General features: G+C 54.2%; 22 protein-coding genes. 9 read left to right on the forward strand and 13 right to left on the reverse strand.

What is annotated here, in order from left to right; translation table 11 throughout:
- Window positions 1-69: 69 nt before the first annotated feature.
- The gene (locus HMPREF3142_RS23445) at window positions 70-939 is read right to left on the reverse strand and encodes a LysR family transcriptional regulator (RefSeq protein WP_008806358.1); all 870 of its coding nucleotides are present in this window, start codon (window positions 937-939) and stop codon (window positions 70-72) included.
- A 102-nt stretch (window positions 940-1041) separates the two neighbouring features.
- On the opposite strand from HMPREF3142_RS23445, the gene HMPREF3142_RS23450 reads away from it, so the two are divergent.
- From HMPREF3142_RS23450 to HMPREF3142_RS23475, 6 genes are all read left to right on the forward strand, one after another.
- A complete protein-coding gene (locus HMPREF3142_RS23450) occupies window positions 1042-1503 on the forward strand; it encodes a multidrug/biocide efflux PACE transporter (RefSeq protein ID WP_008806359.1) in 462 nt (153 codons plus the stop codon).
- A gap of 124 nt (window positions 1504-1627) precedes the next feature.
- Entirely contained in the window at window positions 1628-2857 is a 1230-nt protein-coding gene (locus HMPREF3142_RS23455) for an amino acid permease (protein ID WP_008806360.1), read from the forward strand.
- A 119-nt stretch (window positions 2858-2976) separates the two neighbouring features.
- Complete coding sequence (locus HMPREF3142_RS23460) at window positions 2977-3855, forward strand: aldo/keto reductase family oxidoreductase (protein ID WP_012540635.1); 879 nt, start codon at window positions 2977-2979, stop codon at window positions 3853-3855.
- 382 nt (window positions 3856-4237) lie between these two features.
- Window positions 4238-4942, forward strand: coding sequence for a transcriptional activator MrkH (gene mrkH / locus HMPREF3142_RS23465; RefSeq protein WP_008806362.1), 705 nt, complete (start codon window positions 4238-4240; stop codon window positions 4940-4942).
- A gap of 17 nt (window positions 4943-4959) precedes the next feature.
- Window positions 4960-5532: a transcriptional regulator MrkI gene (locus HMPREF3142_RS23470; protein WP_022064922.1), complete on the forward strand. Its 573-nt coding sequence runs from the start codon at window positions 4960-4962 to the stop codon at window positions 5530-5532.
- A 143-nt stretch (window positions 5533-5675) separates the two neighbouring features.
- Window positions 5676-6392, forward strand: coding sequence for a cyclic-di-GMP phosphodiesterase MrkJ (locus tag HMPREF3142_RS23475; protein WP_022064923.1), 717 nt, complete (start codon window positions 5676-5678; stop codon window positions 6390-6392).
- 35 nt (window positions 6393-6427) lie between these two features.
- Here HMPREF3142_RS23475 and mrkF read toward each other — a convergent pair whose 3' ends face one another.
- The 5 genes from mrkF to mrkA form a co-directional block, all read right to left on the reverse strand.
- Window positions 6428-7063, reverse strand: coding sequence for a type 3 fimbria minor subunit MrkF (gene mrkF / locus HMPREF3142_RS23480; RefSeq protein ID WP_012540633.1), 636 nt, complete (start codon window positions 7061-7063; stop codon window positions 6428-6430).
- A gap of 13 nt (window positions 7064-7076) precedes the next feature.
- Window positions 7077-8072 carry a type 3 fimbria adhesin subunit MrkD gene (mrkD, locus tag HMPREF3142_RS23485; RefSeq protein ID WP_070612772.1) on the reverse strand — a complete coding sequence of 332 codons (996 nt, stop codon included), beginning with the start codon at window positions 8070-8072 and terminating at the stop codon, window positions 7077-7079.
- Window positions 8063-10549: a type 3 fimbria usher protein MrkC gene (mrkC, locus tag HMPREF3142_RS23490; RefSeq protein ID WP_070612773.1), complete on the reverse strand. Its 2487-nt coding sequence runs from the start codon at window positions 10547-10549 to the stop codon at window positions 8063-8065. Before mrkC ends, mrkD begins: the two co-directional genes overlap by 10 nt.
- Window positions 10550-10560: 11 nt before the next feature.
- Window positions 10561-11262 (reverse strand): type 3 fimbria chaperone MrkB, encoded by a 702-nt coding sequence (gene mrkB / locus HMPREF3142_RS23495; RefSeq protein WP_012967265.1) that lies wholly within the window; start codon window positions 11260-11262, stop codon window positions 10561-10563.
- A 95-nt stretch (window positions 11263-11357) separates the two neighbouring features.
- Window positions 11358-11966: a type 3 fimbria major subunit MrkA gene (gene mrkA, locus HMPREF3142_RS23500; protein WP_008806369.1), complete on the reverse strand. Its 609-nt coding sequence runs from the start codon at window positions 11964-11966 to the stop codon at window positions 11358-11360.
- A 705-nt stretch (window positions 11967-12671) separates the two neighbouring features.
- On the opposite strand from mrkA, the gene HMPREF3142_RS23505 reads away from it, so the two are divergent.
- On the forward strand, window positions 12672-12881 hold the full coding sequence (locus tag HMPREF3142_RS23505) for a YdgH/BhsA/McbA family protein (protein WP_002916131.1): 210 nt from the start codon (window positions 12672-12674) through the stop codon (window positions 12879-12881).
- A 96-nt stretch (window positions 12882-12977) separates the two neighbouring features.
- Here the strand turns inward: HMPREF3142_RS23505 and HMPREF3142_RS23510 are convergent, their stop codons facing one another.
- Window positions 12978-13874, reverse strand: a complete 897-nt coding sequence (locus HMPREF3142_RS23510; RefSeq protein WP_012540631.1) for an EamA family transporter — start codon at window positions 13872-13874, stop codon at window positions 12978-12980.
- Between the two features lie 81 nt (window positions 13875-13955).
- Between HMPREF3142_RS23510 and HMPREF3142_RS23515 the strand changes: the two genes are divergently transcribed.
- Window positions 13956-14462 carry a MarR family winged helix-turn-helix transcriptional regulator gene (locus tag HMPREF3142_RS23515; RefSeq protein ID WP_012540630.1) on the forward strand — a complete coding sequence of 169 codons (507 nt, stop codon included), beginning with the start codon at window positions 13956-13958 and terminating at the stop codon, window positions 14460-14462.
- Here HMPREF3142_RS23515 and HMPREF3142_RS23520 read toward each other — a convergent pair.
- From HMPREF3142_RS23520 to yehD, 5 genes are all read right to left on the reverse strand, one after another.
- Window positions 14459-15415 carry a nickel/cobalt transporter gene (locus HMPREF3142_RS23520; RefSeq protein WP_070612775.1) on the reverse strand — a complete coding sequence of 319 codons (957 nt, stop codon included), beginning with the start codon at window positions 15413-15415 and terminating at the stop codon, window positions 14459-14461. The two genes, HMPREF3142_RS23515 and HMPREF3142_RS23520, sit on opposite strands and share 4 nt — an antisense overlap.
- Window positions 15416-15552: 137 nt before the next feature.
- The gene (locus HMPREF3142_RS23525) at window positions 15553-16542 is read right to left on the reverse strand and encodes a fimbrial protein (protein WP_012967263.1); all 990 of its coding nucleotides are present in this window, start codon (window positions 16540-16542) and stop codon (window positions 15553-15555) included.
- A gap of 12 nt (window positions 16543-16554) precedes the next feature.
- The gene (locus HMPREF3142_RS23530; RefSeq protein ID WP_070612777.1) at window positions 16555-19035 is read right to left on the reverse strand and encodes a fimbrial biogenesis outer membrane usher protein; all 2481 of its coding nucleotides are present in this window, start codon (window positions 19033-19035) and stop codon (window positions 16555-16557) included.
- A 12-nt stretch (window positions 19036-19047) separates the two neighbouring features.
- Entirely contained in the window at window positions 19048-19731 is a 684-nt protein-coding gene (locus HMPREF3142_RS23535) for a fimbria/pilus periplasmic chaperone (protein ID WP_012540626.1), read from the reverse strand.
- Window positions 19732-19792: 61 nt separating this feature from the next.
- Window positions 19793-20335 (reverse strand): fimbrial protein YehD, encoded by a 543-nt coding sequence (gene yehD / locus HMPREF3142_RS23540; RefSeq protein WP_008806376.1) that lies wholly within the window; start codon window positions 20333-20335, stop codon window positions 19793-19795.
- Window positions 20336-20684: 349 nt separating this feature from the next.
- Between yehD and HMPREF3142_RS23545 the strand changes: the two genes are divergently transcribed.
- Window positions 20685-20930: a hypothetical protein gene (locus tag HMPREF3142_RS23545; RefSeq protein WP_008806377.1), complete on the forward strand. Its 246-nt coding sequence runs from the start codon at window positions 20685-20687 to the stop codon at window positions 20928-20930.
- A 410-nt stretch (window positions 20931-21340) separates the two neighbouring features.
- Here HMPREF3142_RS23545 and HMPREF3142_RS29605 read toward each other — a convergent pair whose 3' ends face one another.
- On the reverse strand, window positions 21341-21538 hold the full coding sequence (locus tag HMPREF3142_RS29605; protein ID WP_153242724.1) for a hypothetical protein: 198 nt from the start codon (window positions 21536-21538) through the stop codon (window positions 21341-21343).
- Window positions 21539-21614: the final 76 nt, after the last annotated feature.

Consider the following 21614-nt stretch of genomic DNA (forward strand, 5'->3'; position numbering starts at 1 on the left):
TAATTGTTATCAAAAAACTTTGTAATTGTTTAAAAAAAGTGAAGCCAATCACAAAGAAACCGCTTTTTATTAACGTTCACGCCGCTGCAGATGCTCACGCAGCCAGCTGCCGGCCGCCCCCGGCGGCGCTTTCTTATTCCACAGCAGATCGACCGAAATCGCCCGCGGCCAGCCGGGAATATCAAGCGCCACCAGCCCGCCCTGCGGCGCAAACTCCGCCACCAGCGCACAGGGCAGAATGCACCAGCCGAATCCCTGCACTGCCATGCTGAGCAGCAGCAGATAGTTTGGCGCCGACCAGACCTGACCTGCGGCAGGTTCGGTGGCGCTGGCCAGAAAGGTGCTCAACCGCAGCTCACGCCAGCTGCGCAGCTCATCCCAGACGACCTTGCCCTGCGCCGCCAGCGGATGGTCAGGCGCCACGTAAATGCCCATCGCCGTCTGCAGCGGCAGGCGGGTGCTGCCGATGTCGGTCGGGTAGCGATCTCTGGCCTCAATCAGCCCCACCTGGGCGCGGGCTTTTTGCAGGAGATCGATCACATCCTCGTCTTCGCCAATCAAACACTCAAACTCGGTATGGGGAAAGCGGCGGTCAAACTGCACCAGCAGATCTTCCAGCACGTCCGGGTGCAGGGTGTCCGAGAGCACGAAGGTCAGCCGCGGTTCCGTCTCACCGGCGAGCGACACCGCCAGCTCATCCAACCGCTCGCTGGCGGCGAGGATCGCTTTGACATAGCTCAGCACCTGCTCCCCCTGCGGCGTCAGCGTCGGCTGCCGCGTTGCCCTGTCAAAGAGGGTCACGCCGAGATCGGCCTCCAGGTTGGCGATAGCGGTACTGATCGTCGACTGGCTTTTACGCAGGCGACGGGCGGCAGCGGAAAACGATCCGCAGTCAACCGCCTCCACAAAGGCGGTTAACGCTTCCGGGGAATAACGCATAATCTATCTACTTTATCGATGGTTTCTATCTTTTGTTTATCATGTTTTTCCATAAAATGCCGGGTAATTTCCTGTTCAGGCTAAAACTGGAGGTCGCTCGCCATGCAACAGATCCCTCATCAGCGCAAGACGCTTACGGAACGCGTTATCCACGCCATCACCTTCGAAGGACTGGCGACGCTGATCCTCGCCCCTACCGCCGCCTGGCTGATGCAGCGCTCGGTCGTGGAGATGGGCGGGCTGAGTATTCTGCTCGCCACCCTGGCGATGGTATGGAACATCATCTATAACGCGATGTTCGATCGCCTGTGGCCGGTCTCCCGCTTTCCCCGCCAGCTGAAAGTGCGTGCGCTGCACGCGCTGGGCTTTGAGACCGGATTCATCATCATTGGCGTCACCATGGTGGCGATCGTGCTGGGCGTATCGCTCTTGCAGGCGTTTATGCTGGAGATCGGCTTCATGCTCTTCTTCCTGCCCTACACCATGGCGTTTAACTGGGCATGGGACACCCTGCGCGAGCGCGTTATCCGCCGCCGCCGCCCACGCCAGCCGGCGCGCGGGTAGTGCCCCGGGCGGATCCTCCACGATCCGCCGCGACTTTATCACCAAAAACTATCGCAACAGACGAACCATAAATATGGTAAATTGCACTCCTTTTTTTTGGTTTACCGGTTGATAAAGTCGCATAATGTCTAAAATTTGGTCTAAAGAAGAAACTCTATGGAGTTTTGCCTTATATGGCACTGCAGTAGGCGCTGGGACGCTATTTCTACCGATCCAGCTGGGTTCGGCTGGCGCCATTGTCCTGTTCATCACCGCGCTGGTCGCCTGGCCGCTCACCTACTGGCCTCACAAAGCGCTAAGCCAGTTTATTCTCTCGGCCAATATCGCGCCGGGAACCGGGATCACCGGCGCAGTCAATCACTACTATGGTAAGAAAATCGGCAACCTGATCACCGGCCTCTATTTCCTCGCCTTCTTCGTCGTGGTGCTCATCTATGCCGTGGCCATCACCAACTCGCTGGCCGAGCAGGTGGCGCATCGTACGCCGGTGACCCCCACGCTGCGCGCGCTGCTGAGCCTGGGCGTTGTGCTGGTCCTCAACCTGATCTTCCTCATGGGTCGGCAGGTCACCATCAAGGTGATGGGCTTTCTGGTCTTCCCGCTTATCGCCTGCTTCCTGTTTCTCTCCCTCTATTTAATCCGCGACTGGCATCCTGAGCACCTCACCAGCCAGATGCAGTTCAGCACGCACACGCTCCATCAGATCTGGATCTCCATTCCCGTGATGGTTTTCGCTTTTAGCCATACGCCGATCATTTCTACTTTTGCTATCGACCAGCAGGAGAAACATGGCGACCTGGCCATGGGTAAATGCAAAAAAATCATGAAGGTGGCCTACACCATCATCTGCGCCAGCGTGCTGTTTTTCGTCTTCAGCTGTCTGCTGGCGATCCCGGCGACCTATATTGAAAGCGCCCGCGATCAGGGGGTGACCATCCTTTCCGCCCTGTCGATGGTGCCGGGCGCGCCCGGCTGGCTGGCGGTAACCGGCATCATCGTTGCCGTGGTCGCCATGTCGAAATCCTTCCTTGGCACCTACTTCGGGGTGATTGAAGGCGCCAGTGAAATCGTCAAGAGTTCGCTGGGGCTGGTCGGGGTGCGTAAGAGCCGCGCCTTCAACCGGGCGATGTCGATCCTGCTGGTCTCCGCCTTCACCTTTGCGGTGTGCTTTATCAACCCGAATGCCATTTCGATGATCTACGCCATCAGCGGGCCGCTTATCGCCATGATCCTGTTTATCATGCCCACGCTGTCCACCTGGCTTATTCCGGCGCTTAAACCGTACCGCTCGGTGGGTAACGCCATTACGCTGGTGGTCGGCCTGCTCTGCGTTTCAGTGATGTTCTTTGGCTAATCGCCTCTGGCGGCAGCGGCTTACCTGAGCCGCTGCCGCACATTCTGACAACATTCTCGCCCTTCCCTTTCCCCTGAGCGGATTACACTTACGGCTTAGCCACCGTAAGGAGAGTTCGTATGTCCAGTGTCACCTTATCCGGTCGCGGCACGCTCGGCGATCGCCAGGTTTATCGGTTGGGTTATGGCGCGATGCAGCTGGCCGGCCCCGGCGTCTTCGGCCCGCCGAAAGATCCCGAGGAGGCGGTGCGCGTCCTGCAGGCTGCCGTCGAGGCCGGGGTAAACCATATCGATACCTCTGATTTTTACGGTCCGCATGTGACCAATCAATTGATCCGCAAAGCGCTCCATCCCTATCCTGACGACCTGTGTATTGTCACCAAGGTTAGCGCCCGCCGCGACGAGAAGGGCAACTGGCTGCCGGCCATGTCGCCTGCCGAACTGACCCAGGCCGTCGAGGATAATTTGCGTAACCTGGGGCTCGACGTGCTGGAGGTGGTGAACCTGCGCAGTATGCTCAGCCCTCACGGCCCGGTGGAAGGCTCGCTGGAGGCGCCGCTCACTACCCTGCTGGAGCTCAAAGCGCGGGGATTGATCCGCCATATCGGCCTCAGCAACGTGACGGCAAAACAGGTCGCGGATGCGCAGAAAATGACGCCCATCGTCTGCGTGCAAAACCTCTATAACATTGCCCATCGCGCCGACGACGCGCTGGTCGATGCGCTCGCCGCGCAGCACATCGCGTGGGTGCCCTTCTTCCCGTTGGGTGGTTTTACGCCACTCCAGGCGCAGGAGCTGAACGAGGTCGCGGCCTCGCTTGAGGCGACGCCGATGCAGGTCGCCCTGGCCTGGCTGCTTCAGCGTTCGCCGAATATTCTGCTGATCCCCGGCACGTCTTCCCGCACGCATCTGGCGGAAAATATTGCCGCCGCGCAGCTGGCCCTGCCGGGCGACGCCCTGCGCATCCTCGATAATATCGCCACCCGCGCACGCCCCTGACCCGTGGGGAGAAATGGGGGGAACGACAGCTATCCTTAATATTTGCCTGGAAAAACCTCAACACTGCTGGCACTATAGATCTTACAAATGGGGTGTGATCGACGATCGTTTTCTCATTATCCCCGTTAATCAAACTACTGTTTTTATCCTTCGACCGGTCTCCAGCATGGAGGCCGTTGTCGTTTTTGTCATGACCAAAATTTGAAACTCTTGATTACAGGAAACACAATATCAAATTCCAAGTTTATACATATCAATCTGGCTGCAAAGATAGCCAATAACATCAAACGCTCATAAAAACATCTGATTAACCCAATCAGAATGTTGCTATTGCTATAAGAAAAATCAAACGCCTCACGACAACTATTTACAAGGGAAGCACATGACAGAGGGAACGATAAAGACCAGTAAGTATGAAATTATTGCTATTTTCAGAGAGGAGTTGCGCAAACGTACTGAAATTGAAATATTTTTTAACAACACGAGTATCGTAACCCAACTGACACGTGTGGATTTTGCCGAGTTCCATATTCAGACTCACCGCAAAATCCCGCCGGGGCATAAAATTCGCTTTCTCCTGCATAGTGATTCAGGGAAAATAGAGTTTAATGCACCCCTGACAAAACATGACAATAGCGGTGTGGATAAAGGTATCCGCTACGCCTTTTCTTTGCCTGAATGTCTGCAGGTCGTACAGCGCCGCCGCGATCCCCGTTTTCGTTTACGCCACGAACATGATTTTTATTGCCGCGGTCGCCATAAAAATGGCGAAAACTATCTTTTCGACATCAAAGACATTTCAGATGGCGGTTGCGCATTGATGACCAGGACGCCGAACCTGAAATTTCTCAGCCATAACGCCTTACTGAAAAATGCTGTACTGATGCTCGCGGAATATGGTGAGATCACCATTGACCTGGTGGTAAAGAATGTCATTGTTATCACCCTTGATGACGCCAATGAAGAGAGTGAAAGCTACTATCAGATATCCTGCCAGTTTAAGTTCCGCCATCTCGATGACCAGCGCAGAATAGAGAAGATACTGCTGGACCTGATCTTAGAAGCCAAGCGCAAAAAGAGAATCTGATACCCTTGGACAGTATATTGCTGTACACCAATGATAATCTCATTGGTCACTCAATCTATCACTACCTTATTGATAGCCATGAAAATATCACCCGTCTTGGTTATGGCGACGTTATCCATGAGAAACATCTACCTCTGGCTCAGACGGTTATTTTCAATTTAATTAATAAGGATATTTCTGCCATCAGAATCGTCGACCTGCTGAACGCGCTTCGCCTTTCTCTGCAGCGCTGCCAACAGCCGGTACTGGTGGTGAAAAGCGACATTGTCGCCCTGTGCAGAGAGTTGATAACTATTGATAATGCCATGATTATTAGCGAAAAATCTCCATTATCTCTTTTTTCCTCTATCGTCAAGCGCGCAGAGGGCGCCAGCGAACTGCCACCGCGAAGGTTGCGCAAACAGCTGTCGCCACGGGAGTGCCAGATCCTCGAACTGCTGATTGCCAACAATAATAACAAGCGTATTGCCGCCCTGCTCGGCATTGCCCATAAAACGGTTCACAGCCATCGTATCCATATCATGCAAAAGCTGGGCATTGATAATTCCCGCGCCATGAACCAGCGTATTGCCGCACTCCATCAATGTTAAATTATGCTCCAGTAAATCAATAGCGGATAAAGCGTACTTATTCGCTGTTGATTTACATTTCCTGCCATTCCCATTAACCATCAGGTAGCCTATAATTAGTGTATCCTCTGCCTATTGTCTGACTAACCTCGTGATGAGGGATAATGAACACTAAAATAACCGAAGACAACATTTTATCTCGTAATGATATCGCTGTACGCTACGTCTTTCAGAAAATGTTTTCCCCACAAGGTACCTTAGTCGCGGTTGAATGCCTGAGCCGCTTCGATAATCTTACCGTCTCTCCTGAGTATTTTTTTCGTCATGCTACCGCGGCGGTTCGTGAGCGTATTTTTCTCGAGCAACTGGCATTGATTGAAAAACATAAAGATTGGTTTTTACGCAACAACATTTCCGCCACCATTAACGTCGATGACCATATCCTGAATCTGCTGCGTCATAAGGAAATAAAAGATAAAATTGCCGCACTCGCCTGCGTCCATTTCGAAGTGACCGAAAACGCCGAGAACCTTCTCAATAATTCCCTGGCCGCCTGGCAAAACCCGCAAGATACCTCGCTGTGGCTCGATGACTTCGGCTCAGGCTATGCAGGGATTAACGCCATCAGAGGTTATCATTTTGACTATGTCAAAATTGATAAAGATTTTTTCTGGCATCTGATGCGCAAAGAGTCCGGTCGCCAGTTAATGGATGCCCTGGTGACCTTTTTATCCCGCAATCATCACAACGTGATTATTGAGGGGGTGGAAAGCGAAGACCATAAAAAATGGTTGCAGGGAATGGAGTGGTTTGCCATTCAGGGCCATTACTGGCAGGAAGTCAGTATTGAACAACTGGTTGCTGACGATATTACCCGATAAAAAAAGCCGGGGATTCTCCGGCTTTTTTGCATTGCTTAATTATAAACTAATTCCCACGTTGCCCAACTGGTAATCGGCCCACTGGTGGCGCTTTTTGGCGTTGGCGAAACGTAGCCCACGTAATAGGTGAACAGCCCACCGCTGACCGCGTTTTCCTGCAAATGCACCTGATTTTGCTGCGGGTCCGCCGGGACAATTTTATTACTTTTATCCAGCGTATTATTATCATTGGTCGACAGCGCCAGATAAATATTCTGCGCCCCATCTGGCAAGGTATTGGCCAGATAGCCCGCATTCTCATTCCCGACCGCCGTCAGTAAAAAACCGTCAATCCAGCGAACGCTGACCCGTCGCACTTCGTCCTGCGAGGCGGCCCCACCGTCATGGCGCAACTGACAGTTTGACAGCGCCAGGGTAAATGGCTGCGGCTTCATAAACGCCCCGGCCCCGCGATCGTGCACTTCCGCCAGGCTGACCGGCGCCAGCCAGACGTTGCCATTGCCGGCATGCTGACCGCCATTCAGCGCGACGCTGCAGGAAATATCCGTCACCCGCCCGGCAAATTCGACCCGTCCGCGGTCATAATTGGTCTCGAAACCCCACGCCGAGGGGGCGGCGAGGCTGCCGCAGAATAGCAGCCACGCGATAGTGTGTTTCGGCAATCCCTTCATTCCCCCTCCCGTATTAATCGTACGTCAGGTTAAAGATCATATGCGACTCCACCTCGCCGGTGCTGGTCGTCGGGCCATACTGATAAAAGCGCGCGTGCAGCGGGATGGTGATGTAGCGGATCTCCTGATTATTCAAGCGGCCAACGGTGTATTTCTTATTAAACTGCAGCGGCGATCCATCCTTCAGTACCTGAATACCGACGCCTTTTGCCATACCGCTACCGGCCTTTTCATTGAGCAACGCGCCCATAGTCGCCGTCGTGCTGGTAGCCAACGTTCCGGAAAACGAGGTGCTGATGTTGGCATACCCGGTTTCGCTCAGGCCGCCGCTGCACTGCAGATCGATATTAAAATCTTTCCCGCCCGCGGTAGTGCCCACCCCTTTCAGGTCACTGCGCCGGATGGAGCCCACATCGACATTCATATTCTTCCCGCTCATCACCGTACAGGAGGGCGAGACCACGGTGATGGCGTTGGCGCTCAGATAGGTTTCGAGGATCGGGTTGCCGCCGCTCTCCCAGTCATAGGAGGTGTATTTTCCCGTCGCCAGGGTGCCGCTGCCGGTGGTTGCCGCAGTTTTGATTATCTCCAGGGTAAAGCGCGATCCCTCCAGCGAATAGTTGGTGGTACCCGATACCCGAGACGAAAAGACGTCGGGATAGACGATATTGACCGTCGCGCCGCCGCGGCTGAAACGCATGCCGATACCCGGCACGTTGGTGGAATAGATTTTATTCCCGAGGTCCATGGCCCCTGGCGCAACAATCTTCGCCGCGAAGCGGTTGGTGCCGGAGGTACAGCGATAGCTCGCGCCGCCGGGGGCGCTCATCGTCCAGTCGCGGGTGAGGATCACCGACCCCACCGGCAGATCCGGAGGCACCACCACCCTGCCCACCACCATGTCCAGCATCACCGTTGGCGAAGAAAGGCGCGTACAGACGGCCCAGGAGGAGGTGGTTCCCAGCGCCATTAAGACGATAAAAAGCGTTAGTAATTTCCTCAGCGACATACGCTATCCTTTGTTGTTTGCGGTCCCAGATCCACCGAACACTGCCCGCCGCTCCACTTCACAATCGCGCGTTTGGCATTCGCATCGCTGATAAACATCATGCTGCCCTGGCCGACAACGCCGATCTCCTTACCATCAGGAGAGAAAATACTCGCCGCAAACGGCAGCGGCTCATGGTTCGCCTGGCGCACCTGCAGCGTGAGGTTGTTCTGCACCGTGGTGCCGAACGCCACCTTAACCACGCTGCCTTCCCACGGCACAACCTGCGCCACGGTGCGATCGAAGGCGACATCGTCAAGGCTACCTTTCGGGTCGATCTCGACGGCGTTAATCCGGTACGGGCGCAGATACGGCAGGATGGCGTAACCATTGCTGTCCACACGGGTGCCCGGCGACCCCGGGAGCATGGCGCCGGCAGCATCTTTGGCTTCAATCAGCGCCATCGTCGAGCCGCTTTCCGGCGAGAGCACCACGCCGCCGCTATGGGCGATCATCGTCCCGCTGGCGCCCAGGCCGCTCTGACGATAGCCTTCGCCCTGGCTGTAGCTGCCGTTGAGCGTGGTCCATGGCGTACGGTAGCTGCCGTTGAGCGCCACGTCGTGCTGGCCTCCGGTGGCCGTGGTGGTCGACACGCCGTAGTTAAGGTTGTTTTCACTGTCCAGCGAACCGTTGATACCAATCTGCGAGCTGGCAAAGCGCGAGTTGTTGAACGAGGTGTTCGACGTCAGGTTGGCGGTGCGGTTATCGCCAAACCACAGCGGGTAGCTGAAGTTAAGTGAAATACGATCGTCGCGGCGATGACCGGAGCTGTCTGGCGTGTAAACGCGCTGCGCGCTCGCCGACCAGGAGAGACGACCAAATGAGTTGTTGTAGCTGACCTGATACTGCTTCTCGGTCCCGGAACGGTTCCAGTAATCGGAGATACGGCCACTCAGATAAAACCCGCCCCAGCCGTCCGGCAGGTTCTGGTTCACGGTGAAGGTCATGCCGTTTTTCTGCCGCCACAGGGTGTAGTTGCTGCGGCTGTTTTTTTCCTGATCGACGGCATACAGCGCGTCGTTGAGGTTGTAATAACCTTTCGTCGAGTAGCGATACGCCGCCAGCACGATGCTGGTCTGGGTATCGGTAAACATGCGGTTAAAGGTGGCGCGATAGCTCTGCCCCGAATCATCATGGGTATCACTCTTCAGCCGCGAATGGGTCACGTCAAAGGAGAGCGCGCCGATGCCGGTGTTCATCCCGGTCCCCACCAGGAAGGCCTGATAGTCGTCGAAACCCGTGACCCCGGTATAGCCGGTCAGCAGGTTGTTGATACCGTGCTGCCAGGTGGCCTGATAGAGCATCGGCTTGTTACGCAGAGAACTGTCGTCCACTTTACCGGCGGAGAGCGCGTAGCGGGTCATTCCCGGGCGCAACAGCTGGGCGACGGAAGCGTAAGGCACGCTAAACACTTCCACCGAACCATCCGCCTCTTTCACCGAGACCTCAAGGTCGCTGCCATAGCCGGAAGGATAGACATCCTGCAGGGTAAACGGCCCGGGCGGAACGGTGGTCTGATAGATAATGTTGCTGCCCTGGCGCACGGTGACGAGGGCGTTGCTCTGCGCCACGCCGCGAATTTCCGGGGCATACGAGCGCATGCCATCCGGGAACATATTGTCATCGGTGGAAAGGTTGACCCCACGCAGACCGATGGTGTCGAAAAATTCACCATTGGTAAAAATCTGCCCGCCGCTGACGATGGAGTTGAGCTGCGGAATGGGGCGCTGGAGATAGGTCTGGTTGCTGTTCCAGTGCGCTTTACCCTGCTGCTGTTGCCAGTTCAGGTTGCCGATGTGCTTCAGCAGCCAGCCGTCCCACGACAGGCCGGCGTTGACGCCAAGATAGGCGCTGCTGTTATCCGAGCCGCCGACCGAAGAGATGTGGCTGTTCCAGGCGTTGGCCATCCAGCCCAGATTGAGCGCAGTAATGCCTTTGTCCCAGAACTCCGGGCTGACATAGTTTTTCAGACGTTGATCTTCATAGATCTGCGGCACCGAAATGTTCAACCGCAGGGAGGACTGGACCAGGTTGTCTTTGACGTTTTCTTCGTTACGCCAGGATTTGAGGCTACCACAGTACCCCTCCTGTTCGCTGAGCTTTGGGTTAAGCTTTTCCGCCGCGATGCCGTACTGCGTCAGCATCGCTTTGGTGTAGCAAACGCCAAGGTTACCGTCTTTGTCGCGCGCGATGCGCAGGTCGTAGCGCCCTTTCCACTCGTCGTTGGTGTAGACGTCAAGGGAGTAAGTGCCTTCAGTAATCGCGCTGGTCGAAAAGCGAGACAGATCGACCTTCTCGCGGCTACCGACAATAAAGCCGTCGTTAAATTGATATACCGTTCCCGGGTTTTCCTGTCCGCTGGAAAATGGCGGAAAGCAGCACAGCGCGATGGCTATCGCGGTGCTTAATCTTCCCGGGCAGAATGACCTCTGCTTCATTAGCTTTTCCCTTATTTAACGGCCACTTTCACTGCGACATCGGCGCCATAGTCATTAATGTTGTTAACGGTCAGGGTTTCGCCGCGGTTGACGGCGGAGGAGAGTGCTACCGTCTGGCTGGACTGCGGCGCCAGCATCACGGTTTTGCTGTTCAGGGCTTTACCGCCGTCGCGGGAAATACGGCTGACGGTAATGTAGAACGGCGTCGGGTTATTGATGGCGAGACTGCTGCCGTTGGCAGTCAGCGTCAGCTTCTCGGCCGCCGCATCGCGGTTGCCCAGTCCGGCAGGGCGGTAAATAAATTTAAAGCGGGAACGGATCGCCAGCTGCAGCACGTTCTGGCCTTCATTTTTCTGATTGGCCACTACCGGTGGAATTTCCAGCAGATTCAGCCACCACAGTGTCTCTTTATCTTTCGCCAGACCGGCGCTGCTGCCGAGCTTAATACGCAGCGTCTGGCCACTTTTGGCGTCAACGCGCGAGATCGGCGGGGTGATAATAAACGGGGTGGTAATGGTATCCGGTGTGGCATCGGCATCGCCATTATCCAGCCAGGCCTGCGCCAGTGCCGGACGGTCGGCGTTATTTGAAAGCTGTACCGTTATTTCTTTTTCATTTCCTGGATAAATAAAGCGGGTACCGTTAACAATAATGTTGTTGGCATGGGCCGCAAAACTAAAAATGAAACAGAAAAAAAGGGCAATACGCTTCATGCTGACCTCAGAATAAAAATACAAGCGGCGGACATCGCCGCTTTATTATTGTTATTAACTGCCCCGGAGCGGGGCAGTTTTATTTTCTGGCGGAATTACTGATAGGTAATTTCGTAAGTCGCGTAGCTGTTGACCACACCGGTAGTTACTGTGGTCGGTGCGCTGGTCGCATAACCAACGTAGTAGGTGAAGCGCGCGCCATCGGCTACAGCAGCAGCATCGCCTTTTGCTTTCGGCTGAGTGCTGTCACCCGGGATGATTTTGTTGGTCAGCGCGGTGGCGTTGTCAGTAGACAGCACCAGCTGGATGTTCTGGGCACCGGAAGCTTCGGTGTTCGCCAGGTAACCCTGCTGTTTGCTGGTTGCGCCAGCCAGCAGGTTACCGCCGGTCCAGTTCACGCCCAGTTTGGTTACGTCATCCTGTTTGGTGCCGTCAGCAGCCTGGCAGTTAGAGACGTCAATGGTGAAAGATTTCGGTTTCAGATAAGTATCCGCTGCTGCCGCTTTAACTTCAGTCAGGGTTACCGGAGACAGGTAAACGTTCGCATCGCTGCCCTGGCCGTTAACAGAAACAGTACAGGATACATCGGTAACTTTACCGAAGAAATTAACCTGGCCGCCGCCAACATTGGTATCAGCTGCATGGGCAGCAGTCATGCCAAAAAACGCGGTTGCCATTGCTGCAGAGAGAAGAACCTTTTTCATTGCCATTTCCTTGTCAGAGTGAATTACGAATCAATGAGCACACTGTGAATTCGCATAGAACCAGAAACATCAGGCGATGCTGATTTATGCCACTGCTAATAGAATCTTCGACTGACCGGGAGCCGCAATATTTAAGGCGTCAGGTAACGAACTTAAAAATATCAGTTCGCTGGTGCTATCGGCGTCAAAGAATGCTATTTATTCGCCGACAAATATACATTTGTTCACGTTTCATTAAGTTATATAACAGATAACCATCAACTATTAATAAACAGTCATTGATAGATGAAAACGAGAGGGTGGTTGTTTACAGCGCAGCAAGCCTAACGCCAGTGCGAGAGAAAGTGACCGCAACAGCATGCAGAAAAAGCCCTCGGAAGGCCATCGCGATAAGTCTGAATCTGCCTTTGCGGTGGTGAAAACAGCACCAAACCATTCATACAACGAATGATGAAAGCATGAATGAGGCGCATTCCTCTCCCTGAACAAGGGCAGCCCATGTGATATCCCCTTCCAGAAACAAATCATTAATCCATTGTTTTTAAATTAAAAAATCGATAAACAATCATATTTCCGCCATCAAACCGCCATAAAAATGTGATCTAAATCGCACTTTTTGCAACGCACGTTATAGTTAGCAGACTTATTATAAGTCCATCGAAAGCAAACACGCTTTCCACCATAAAAGTTAAAAGGACAAACACCATGAAAAACGTAAAATTACTCGCCGCTGCCGGTATGCTCTCCCTGGTTTCTTTTGCTAGCTTCGCGCATCCGGTGAGCGTGACTGCCGACACCCTGGACAGCGCAGAAGCGAAAATCGCGACCATTGCGAAAGAACAAGGCGCTTCCTACCACATCACCGAAGCGTACACCGGCAACCAGGTCCATATGACCGCCGAGCTGTCTAAATAAGCGAATGGTTGCAGAGGGAGCTGCCGGACAGGCCGCCTGCGGGTGGCTGGTCTGGCTCCCGCCGCCCCCCCCCGCACGCAGCAATGTCGAGCCCCGTTATGGGGCTTTTTTCGTTTTTGCTCCCGCCGCCTGGCGCGCCAGCGCGCGCTGGATAGACAGCACGCTCGCCAGCACCACGATCAACCCCACCAGCGCCATCCCCTGGATCTTTTGTCCAAGGAAAATCCATCCCAGCACCACGGCGGTCACCGGGCTCAGCAGACTCATCGCCGACACCGCCACCGGCGAGAGGCGGCCAATCCCCCGGAACCACAGGCCATAGGCCAGCATGGCGCCCGCGACGCACAGCCACAGATAGCCTGCGACCTGCAGCGCTGTCACCTGATGCAGAGGGGGGTCAACGATCAGCGCCACCGGGGCCAGCACCACTCCCCCAATCGCCAGCTGCCAGCCGGTCAACGCGACAATCGGCAAGGAGAGCGCCCAGCGGCGGGAGAGCCAGGTGCCCAGCGCCATACTGATCGCGCCGAGAAACGCCGCGCCGATCCCCAGCGGGTCGAGGACGGTGTGCGGCGACAGCAGCAGCATGGCCATACCGAGTATACCGGCGATGGCGGAGAACACCGCCAGCCAGGGCGAGCGCTGCCGATCAACGCACCAGGCGAGGAGCATCACCAGCAGCGGCTGGATCGCGCCAATCACCGCCGCCAGTCCACCGGGTAAGCGATAGGCAGCGATAAACAGCAGCGCCTGGAAAGCGCCGATATTTAAAATGCCGGTAACGATAAGCTTTGCCCACTCGCCGCGCTGCGGGAAACGACGGCTCCAGATCAGCAGGGCGATGCCTGCCGGCAACACCCTCAGCAGCGCAGCGATAAATGGCCGATCGGGAGGAAGGAACTGGGAGGTGACGATATAGGTCGTCCCCCAGATAGCGGGCGCCAGCGCGGTGAGCAGTAAGTCGATCATCAGACTACGTGAGAGAAAAGCCATGATTTTATCTTCGCTTCAAGCTAAATTGGTGACTGAAGTATGTACCGACAAGTATCTTGATATCAAGACAAGTGAGCACTGATGGACAAATCACCCGCGATCGACGCCGTGGATCGCATTCTCGCCCAGTGGCAGCGGGAGCGACCGGATCTGGACTGCAGCCCAATGGGACCGATAGGCCGCCTGAAACGATGCGCCATGCTGCTGGAGCCGCAGGTGGAAGTGGCCTTTACGCGCCACGATCTGGTGCGCTGGGAGTTTGATATGCTGGCGACGCTGCGCCGCGCCGGCCCCCCTTTCACTCTTTCGCCGACCCAGCTCTTCTCCACGCTGATGATCACCTCCGGCACCATGACTCATCGCCTGAAGGCGCTGGAGAAACGCGGATTTATTACCCGCCTGCCGAACCCGGAGGATGCCCGCAGTATGCTGGTCGCCCTGACCCCTGTCGGGCGTGAGCGGATCGATGAGGCGGTGGAAACGCATGTCGATAATGAACGGCAGCTGCTGGCAGGACTCAGTGACAGCGAACGCCTGCAACTGGATCAGGCGCTACGGGTATTGATGCACCTGCTGGAAAGTCGTTAACAGCCGGCGGCGATAAAGTCGCCGTTGGCGCTGATCGGCACCACGGTGAAAAACAACCCGGCGGCAAAGAGGATCAGCGCCAGCCCGCCGAGGATCTTCACCAGCGGCACCAGCCAGGGCCGCGGACGACTCCCCACCGTCAGCCTGTTGACCGCCCGGTGGCGGGCATAGTGCACCGTCAGTGACAGACCGAGGATCGAAAGTCCGGTACCCAGCGCCATGGTCATCACCGCGGCGATGCCCCAGCTGACAATCCCCAGCGCGTTGGCGAACAGCAAGATCATGATTGCTCCGCTGCAGGGGCGGGCGCCGATGGCCAGCACCACGCCAAGGCGTGTTTTCCAGTCGGCGCCGTGCAGGTTGTGCCCCACGCCGTGGTGCCCGCAGCCGCACGAGGCATCATGCTGATGCACCGGCGTCATGGCGCGAATCACTCTCTTGCCCGGCCCCAGGTTCTGCAGTGCGCGAAAGATAATGTAAATTCCAAAGGCGCCGATGGTCAGGGCGCTGATCTTCTCAACGTACCAGCGGCTGGCGCTGAGATCGCCGGCGGCCAGATTCAGTCCTACCGCGAGAATAAAGACAAAGAGGATGGCGCTGACGCCCTGCAACAGGCTGCCGAGAAAGGGCACCACCCGCGCCGCCATCAGGCTCTCCGGGTTGGTGCTCAGGTAAGTCGTGACGATAAACTTGCCGTGACCCGGCCCGATGGCGTGCAGCACGCCGTAGAGAAAGGCGCCCACTAACAGCCAGACGCCGCCGCTGTACTGGTGATTATTCAGCAGTAAAAGATACATCACCAGATAGCGATGTAAGGTTATTTGGGTGGCGAGGCACCACTGGAGAAAATCGCCCCAGTGGCTATGCAACATGGTGCCGGCCACCAGCAAAAGGAGCCCGCCGCTCCCGGCCGCCAGCAGGTGCCAGTCGCGCTGCGCAATCGGAGTATTCATCATTATGCCATTGCGTAAAGAGTTTATCTCACCGGGCGGCGAACCGTCTGCCTGCCCTGTCGGCCAGGGGAAGCGGTATGCCCCCTAACAGATAGAGATAACATTAGCCTGGGCTGGCGTCGACAGGCAAAGCGGGGTTAGTTATTGTTGACCACGATGATGACCCGGCTTTTCATCTCCCCGGTACGTATATTCTCGCCATACTTCATTGGCTTGATATTAAGGGTAATTGGGTTTTTGCCGTGCACGGCTTCCTGAGGCGTTTCGTACAGGTAGCCATTGTCATACTGGATATCCGCCCCGCTGGCATCCTGAATATGGAACCCGACCTCACCGGCGCCGGTGGCAGATAATTCCTCATCGTTAGCTAACACCTGGCCGTTTTTCAGTCCCGATGCGCTCCTGAACGAGTACTCAATCTTGCCCGGCGTCAGTTCCAGTACACCGGACTCTCCCTGGCGGCAGTCGATATAGATCACCTCCGGGCGGTACGCGACAGTTCCCTGTTTAATATCGATGAAATTATATTCACCCATGTTGATTTCCGTCGTCGGATTCTCAAAACCACAGGTCATCACGTTGATCTGCAAAATGATATGGTAAATATAGGTAATGGGGATATCGGTGCACTCTTTATCCTTATTCTGACAGTACCTCAGATTGAGTTTATAACTTACCGTAAAGGGCTGACCGGGGGTGATCACCGGCCTGCCTGCGACCTCTCCCTTACTGATGGCATAGCTAATCGAGGCGGTATCATTAAAAATGTCAGACAATTTATAGTGAATTTTTTCGGTCAAATCGGTGCCGGAAATATTATGCGGCGACAGGTCGAATTTAATTTTATATTTTTCGTGGCCCACCAGGAAATTATACTCGGTGCTGTGCTGCGCTTCTCCTGTCAGGGTAATCACGACGTTCTGTAATGACTGACAAACAAACAGCCAGTCATCATTGGTAAAGGTGCCTTCGCGTAACGCCAGAGTACCGGAGAGGGTGACGGGTTTGAAAATATAGGTACCGTACCCCTCAATCCCTTTCTGGATATGACTGGTGTTCAGGTCGCAGTTCCCCGCCCAGGCGCCAAAGGTACTGAAGGTGAATAGCAGAAACAGTAGCCATCTCATCGTAATATTCCTTTACCGGCAGACATAGGTCTGCTCTTCATCAATGGTTTGTTTAAAGGTGATCGTGCAGTACTGATTATTTGCTTTATCAACAGCCACTTTCAGCGTCGACGGAACAGTATCCGTGCGGATGTATAATAAGCTGCCCTGGCCCACGACCCCGACATTCTGCCCCCGGTTATCCTCGATTTCATAACCAAACGGCAGCGGCTCACCCGCGGCTTGTCGGGCATGAATCAACCACGGCTTACGCTGGTCGGTATCAAAGTGGCTGACCACCACAGCCCCCCGATACGGAGCCACCATTTTCCGGTTGCCTTTCAGTTCCGTCGTACTGTGGGAATCCGACACATCCAGCATCAGGGCGTTTTCACGGAACGGCGTGAGGTTGTCGTAGAGCACGATCCCTTTCCCGTTAGTGGTGCGGTATTTCTGACCATTGACATAAGCCCCCTCCAGCCCCGGCGCCTGCAAAATCGCGAAGGTGTCTGATAACCGATTCGCCAGGCTGACGCCCCCGGACCAGAGCACCATGCCCCCGGACAGGCTTCCGCTGGCCTGGGTGTAGTTTGACGACTGGCTGTAACTACCGCTCAGTGTGGCCAGCGGGGCATTCCAGGTGAGATTGGCCCCGGCAGCGGTTTCATTATTTTGCTGCTGATGACTGAGATTAACCCCGTAGCTGAACTGATCGCGGGAGCCGGCAATGCCGTTCAGTCCGGTGTTATTGGAGGCAAAGCCACTGTTATCGAAGGTAGTGGAGTTAGACAGATTCAACCGACGACGCGGCACGGTCAGGTCGTCCCCCCAACTGAACGGAATGGAGAAATAAAGATTAAATCGCTTATCCTGGTGATGATATTCGTCATAGGTTTGGCTGGCCGATAGCGTATAGGTCAGCCGCTGCCAGATATTCGAGTAGCCGAGCTGATAATCTTTATTGCTGCCGCTTTTTCCCCAGTAGTCGCGCCACAGGGCGCTCAGGGAAATCGCGCCATAGCCCGCCGGAAGCGCCTGACTCAAACTGGCCGACAGGGAATTTTTCCTGCCGAAATCATATTGATAATAATCGGCAATATCGTAGACATCATTTTCGTCGCGGTGATAGTGGGTTCTGTTCTTCGCCCACACGTGATCGTTAAAGGTGCGGTAATCGCGGCTGGAATAGCGGTAGGCCGCGAGGCCAAAACGGGTCTGGGTTGGGGTGAGGAATTTACTGTAAGCCACCTGATAGCTTTGTCCATCATAGGTGCCGTTATCCTGCTCGCTGTGCGACTGGGTGGCATCGACGGAAATAGCGCCGAGCCAGGTATTCCAGCCCGTCCCGAGGGTAAAAGCCGAATAGTGATTCGACAGCATCGAACCACCATACAGCGTCAGCAGATTGTTCAGACCATACTGATAGGTCCCCTGGATAAAATCAGCCTGCCGATCGGCCCCCTCAATATGGCTGCGTCCGGCAGCAAGATCGTATTTCGAGACGCCTGCCTGCAGCATATTGGGAACGGAAGAAAAGGGAACCAGATAGCTGGTGACCGTCCCGTCTGCTTCTCTGATGCTCACGTCAAGATCGGCCCCGCCGCCGGCCATCTGTAAATCAGCGATGGCAAAGGGACCGGGCGGCACCTCTTTCTGATAAATGACAAAGCCATTTTGCTCAATGGTGACCAGGGCATTGCTTTGCGCAATCCCCTGGACGATCGGCGTAAAGTTGCGTCTGGAGTTGGGCAACATCTGCATATCGCGATATAAGCGCACCCCGCGAAAGCGCACAGTGTCGAATATATCGCCTGATGTGTACATATCGCCAGCGCGCAGCGTACTCTCTATCTCGCCGAAGCCTCGCTCCAGATAAAGGGTGTTACTTTTCCACTCACCGGCGCCAGAATCATTATTGTTATAGCTGGCGTCAGAGTGCAGTTGCCATCCCAGGAGATTTAAACCGCTGGTAAAACGGGCAAAGGTACTCTTGTTATTCCCGGCGCTTTTATAATCGCTGTAATACTGACTGGCATAATAGGACGTATAGAAGGCGTTGACCCCGCGGTCCCAGCTTTCCGGGGAAGCATAGCCCGCCTCCAGCTCATTAACAAACGCCTGCGGGACAGTGAGCTCGAGGGTCAGGGTGGAGATATCAAAATGATATTTCCCCCCCTGCACAGCCTCGCGTAGCGTGATGCATTGCGCCAGATCCTTTTTGTCCAGCCTCTCGGCTTTAATACCGAGCTGCTGCAGCTGGGAGTGTGACAAGCAGCTTTCCCCTGGCTGCTCCTTCACTGTCAGGTCATATTTCCCACGCCACTTGTTATTGACATACACATCCAGGTTATATTCACCCGCAATCGGTGCGTCATCTGTAAACTGATAGTGACTGTCTTTGACCCCTTTCATCCCGCCGAACATAAAGTTGGTATCAAAGGTCTCTTCTGCCGCCAGGGCTTCAGCAAATAATGATGCAATAATTGCCAGGGCCAGTGATGTCATCCTTAACATAACCACCTCTTTTTATTTTACGCTGATGCTATCACTAATATAATTTCCATAATCATCAATAAGAGTTATTTTGTACTGTCTGGCAACGCTGCCGCTGAGGGTGATCATTTGCTGTGAAAATGGCGCCAGCATAATGGCCTTACTGTTTCCTTTCACATTATTCACTTTAATTTCAGGGATCGTAATCCAGTTTGCGCTGTTATTTTTAAGCAGTACATTTTTACCTTTTTGCTGCAGGTCTAAATGATGAAAACTGGCCTGCGTAACGCCAGCGACACCTTCCGGGCGATAAAACAACTTAATTCGATTTTGGATCGCAAATTTCACCACATTTTTACCATCATTCACGCTGGCATTGGGTGGGATATCGAGGACATTCAAATAAAATAAACTTTCCTGATTTTGCGGTAACGTATTGGATAATGCTTTTATTTTAAGCTGCTGCCCGGTATTGGCTCTGACGCGCACCACCGGCGGTGAAATAAGAAAAGGTACGCGGATATTTTCCGGGGCAATGGAAGTATTACCGTCGTCGATCCACGCCTGTACCAGGGCGCCGCGATCGCCGCGATTCATTAACTGCACCATCACCTCATTTTTACCGGCCGGATAAATAACGCGCGTCCCATAGATCACAATACCCGCCTGCGCGGGGATAATGAAAAAGGTCAGTAGCAGCAGAATGAATCCTTTCATCTCTTTCACTCCATGTAAACAGAGACCCGGCGAACGCCCTGCGTCTCGCCGGGTGACAGCATCACTCGGTTACCACGGTCAGCGTAAGGGTTGACTCAACATCGCCCTGGGTGACTGCGTTACCTGCGGCCACCACCGCATACTGTGCTGAAAAATCAATGGTATATACACCGTTTTCATCAGGATCCCCATTAAGAGGAATCAGCGAGTTGGCGTTTAGTTCGGCGTCATTCGCTGTCACCACAAAGCCGACGCCGGATGCGCCACCCGCTACGGTATTTTTCGTAATGTTCGGGTAAGTGGTATCAAACTGGTTACGTGCCAGGCTGATTTTCGGCGCAGCACCGGTACATTTTAATTTTAATGGCACCGTGGTGCTGTTTTTAATGCCGGTATAGGTGGCGCCGGCACCCAGACTTGCAAGACTTTCCTGCCCGACCTGGTTCATCGTAATAGTGGTTGAGTTGTTGCCATCAAGAAACTGACACGTGGTTCCCACAACGCGTCCGGTGATAATAACTTCACCCTGGTCAGTATCCGCAAAAGCACCGGCACTCATAAATACGGTGGACAGGACTGCTGCAGCAACAGTTAAACGCTTCATAATATAGTTCCTTTTATTTGTTTATCCATTTAGCTTATGAGATGAGAAAAAACTCATGCGGTAAATATTGCACGCGACTTAATCATTCACAACAGACGTATTTAATTCACTTGACTAATATCAAGCCAAATAATTCATTATATCTACGACTCATCCAAAAGTTATGTTGCTTATATCGCATTAAAACACAATAAAAACATAGACATCAGAAACGACGAATTCATTTAATAAAAAACAACGTTATCGCTGGCAGCGACGCATTTTGTGCTATCCTCACTTAAGCTATATGATAATTTTATAATTACCTGCTAATTATTTATTGTGTTTATAAAAACAGAAGGCCATCTCCATGAAAAGAGGCTTACTTGCCCTGGTCTGCGTCGCGCTGCTGGCGCCATCGTTTTCGGCGCAGGCGACCTGGCGTGGCGACAAACGCCAGGACGCCCGCGATATCCGACAGGATAGCCGCGAGCAAGGTCGTGATACCAAGCAGGAATGCGTCCGCAATAACAATCAAAGCAACGCCAGCTGCCGTCACGATAAACGGGAAAACCGCCGCGAAGGTCGCCAGGAAGCACGTGACGAAAAATGGTGAAACTGAGGCTTCGGCGTCTTCAGGACGTCATTCCTCCCACCGCCGGAGCCTTTAACGTCCCCTCATACTTCAGTTGTCTGGCTGACATTTGTGGCATGCGCCTTATTCTTAGCATAGCGCAGAATATTCCCGCGCCCCCCTCAGACCGTATCCCGGTCCTCATCATATCCCCCTTTTTTCCAGCCCACTAATATCGCCGCCACTGGCGCTTACCGTGCCTGATACCACTCCACTTCGACCACATGCTTTAGATTAAACTGAATTACTGAAATACAGCGTAAAGTGCCCTCATACAGACAATGGCTATTATCCCCAGGCTTTTTGCAGTATGGTTTAATCACTGTTGTAGTTTTGCAGTGAATGCTATCCAGACGATGCAGAGTTGTATTCTGTCTGAGAAATTTCTCATGCTATTCCCGAAGGTTGTTGGCGCGGGAGGTTGGTTTGCTGGCGCAATGATGTCCAGCAGGCAGGCAATAAATCATGACGGCATTGATGGCCGCCTTGCCGCGGCCGGAAGCCCGCGCCTTCATCATCATGCGGGCATCATCAAGAGGATCAGGGATGTACAGAACGTGGAAACCACCAGGAAAGCGACGCCACTTCAACCCGCTAACCCTTTCTTTACCCTTCAGCTTGCGGCGCCTTATCGGTGGCGATGGAGATAGCCTATGATACCGCACG

The sequence above is a fragment of the Klebsiella sp. HMSC16C06 genome, assembly GCF_001808325.1.
Classification (GTDB): domain Bacteria; phylum Pseudomonadota; class Gammaproteobacteria; order Enterobacterales; family Enterobacteriaceae; genus Klebsiella; species Klebsiella variicola.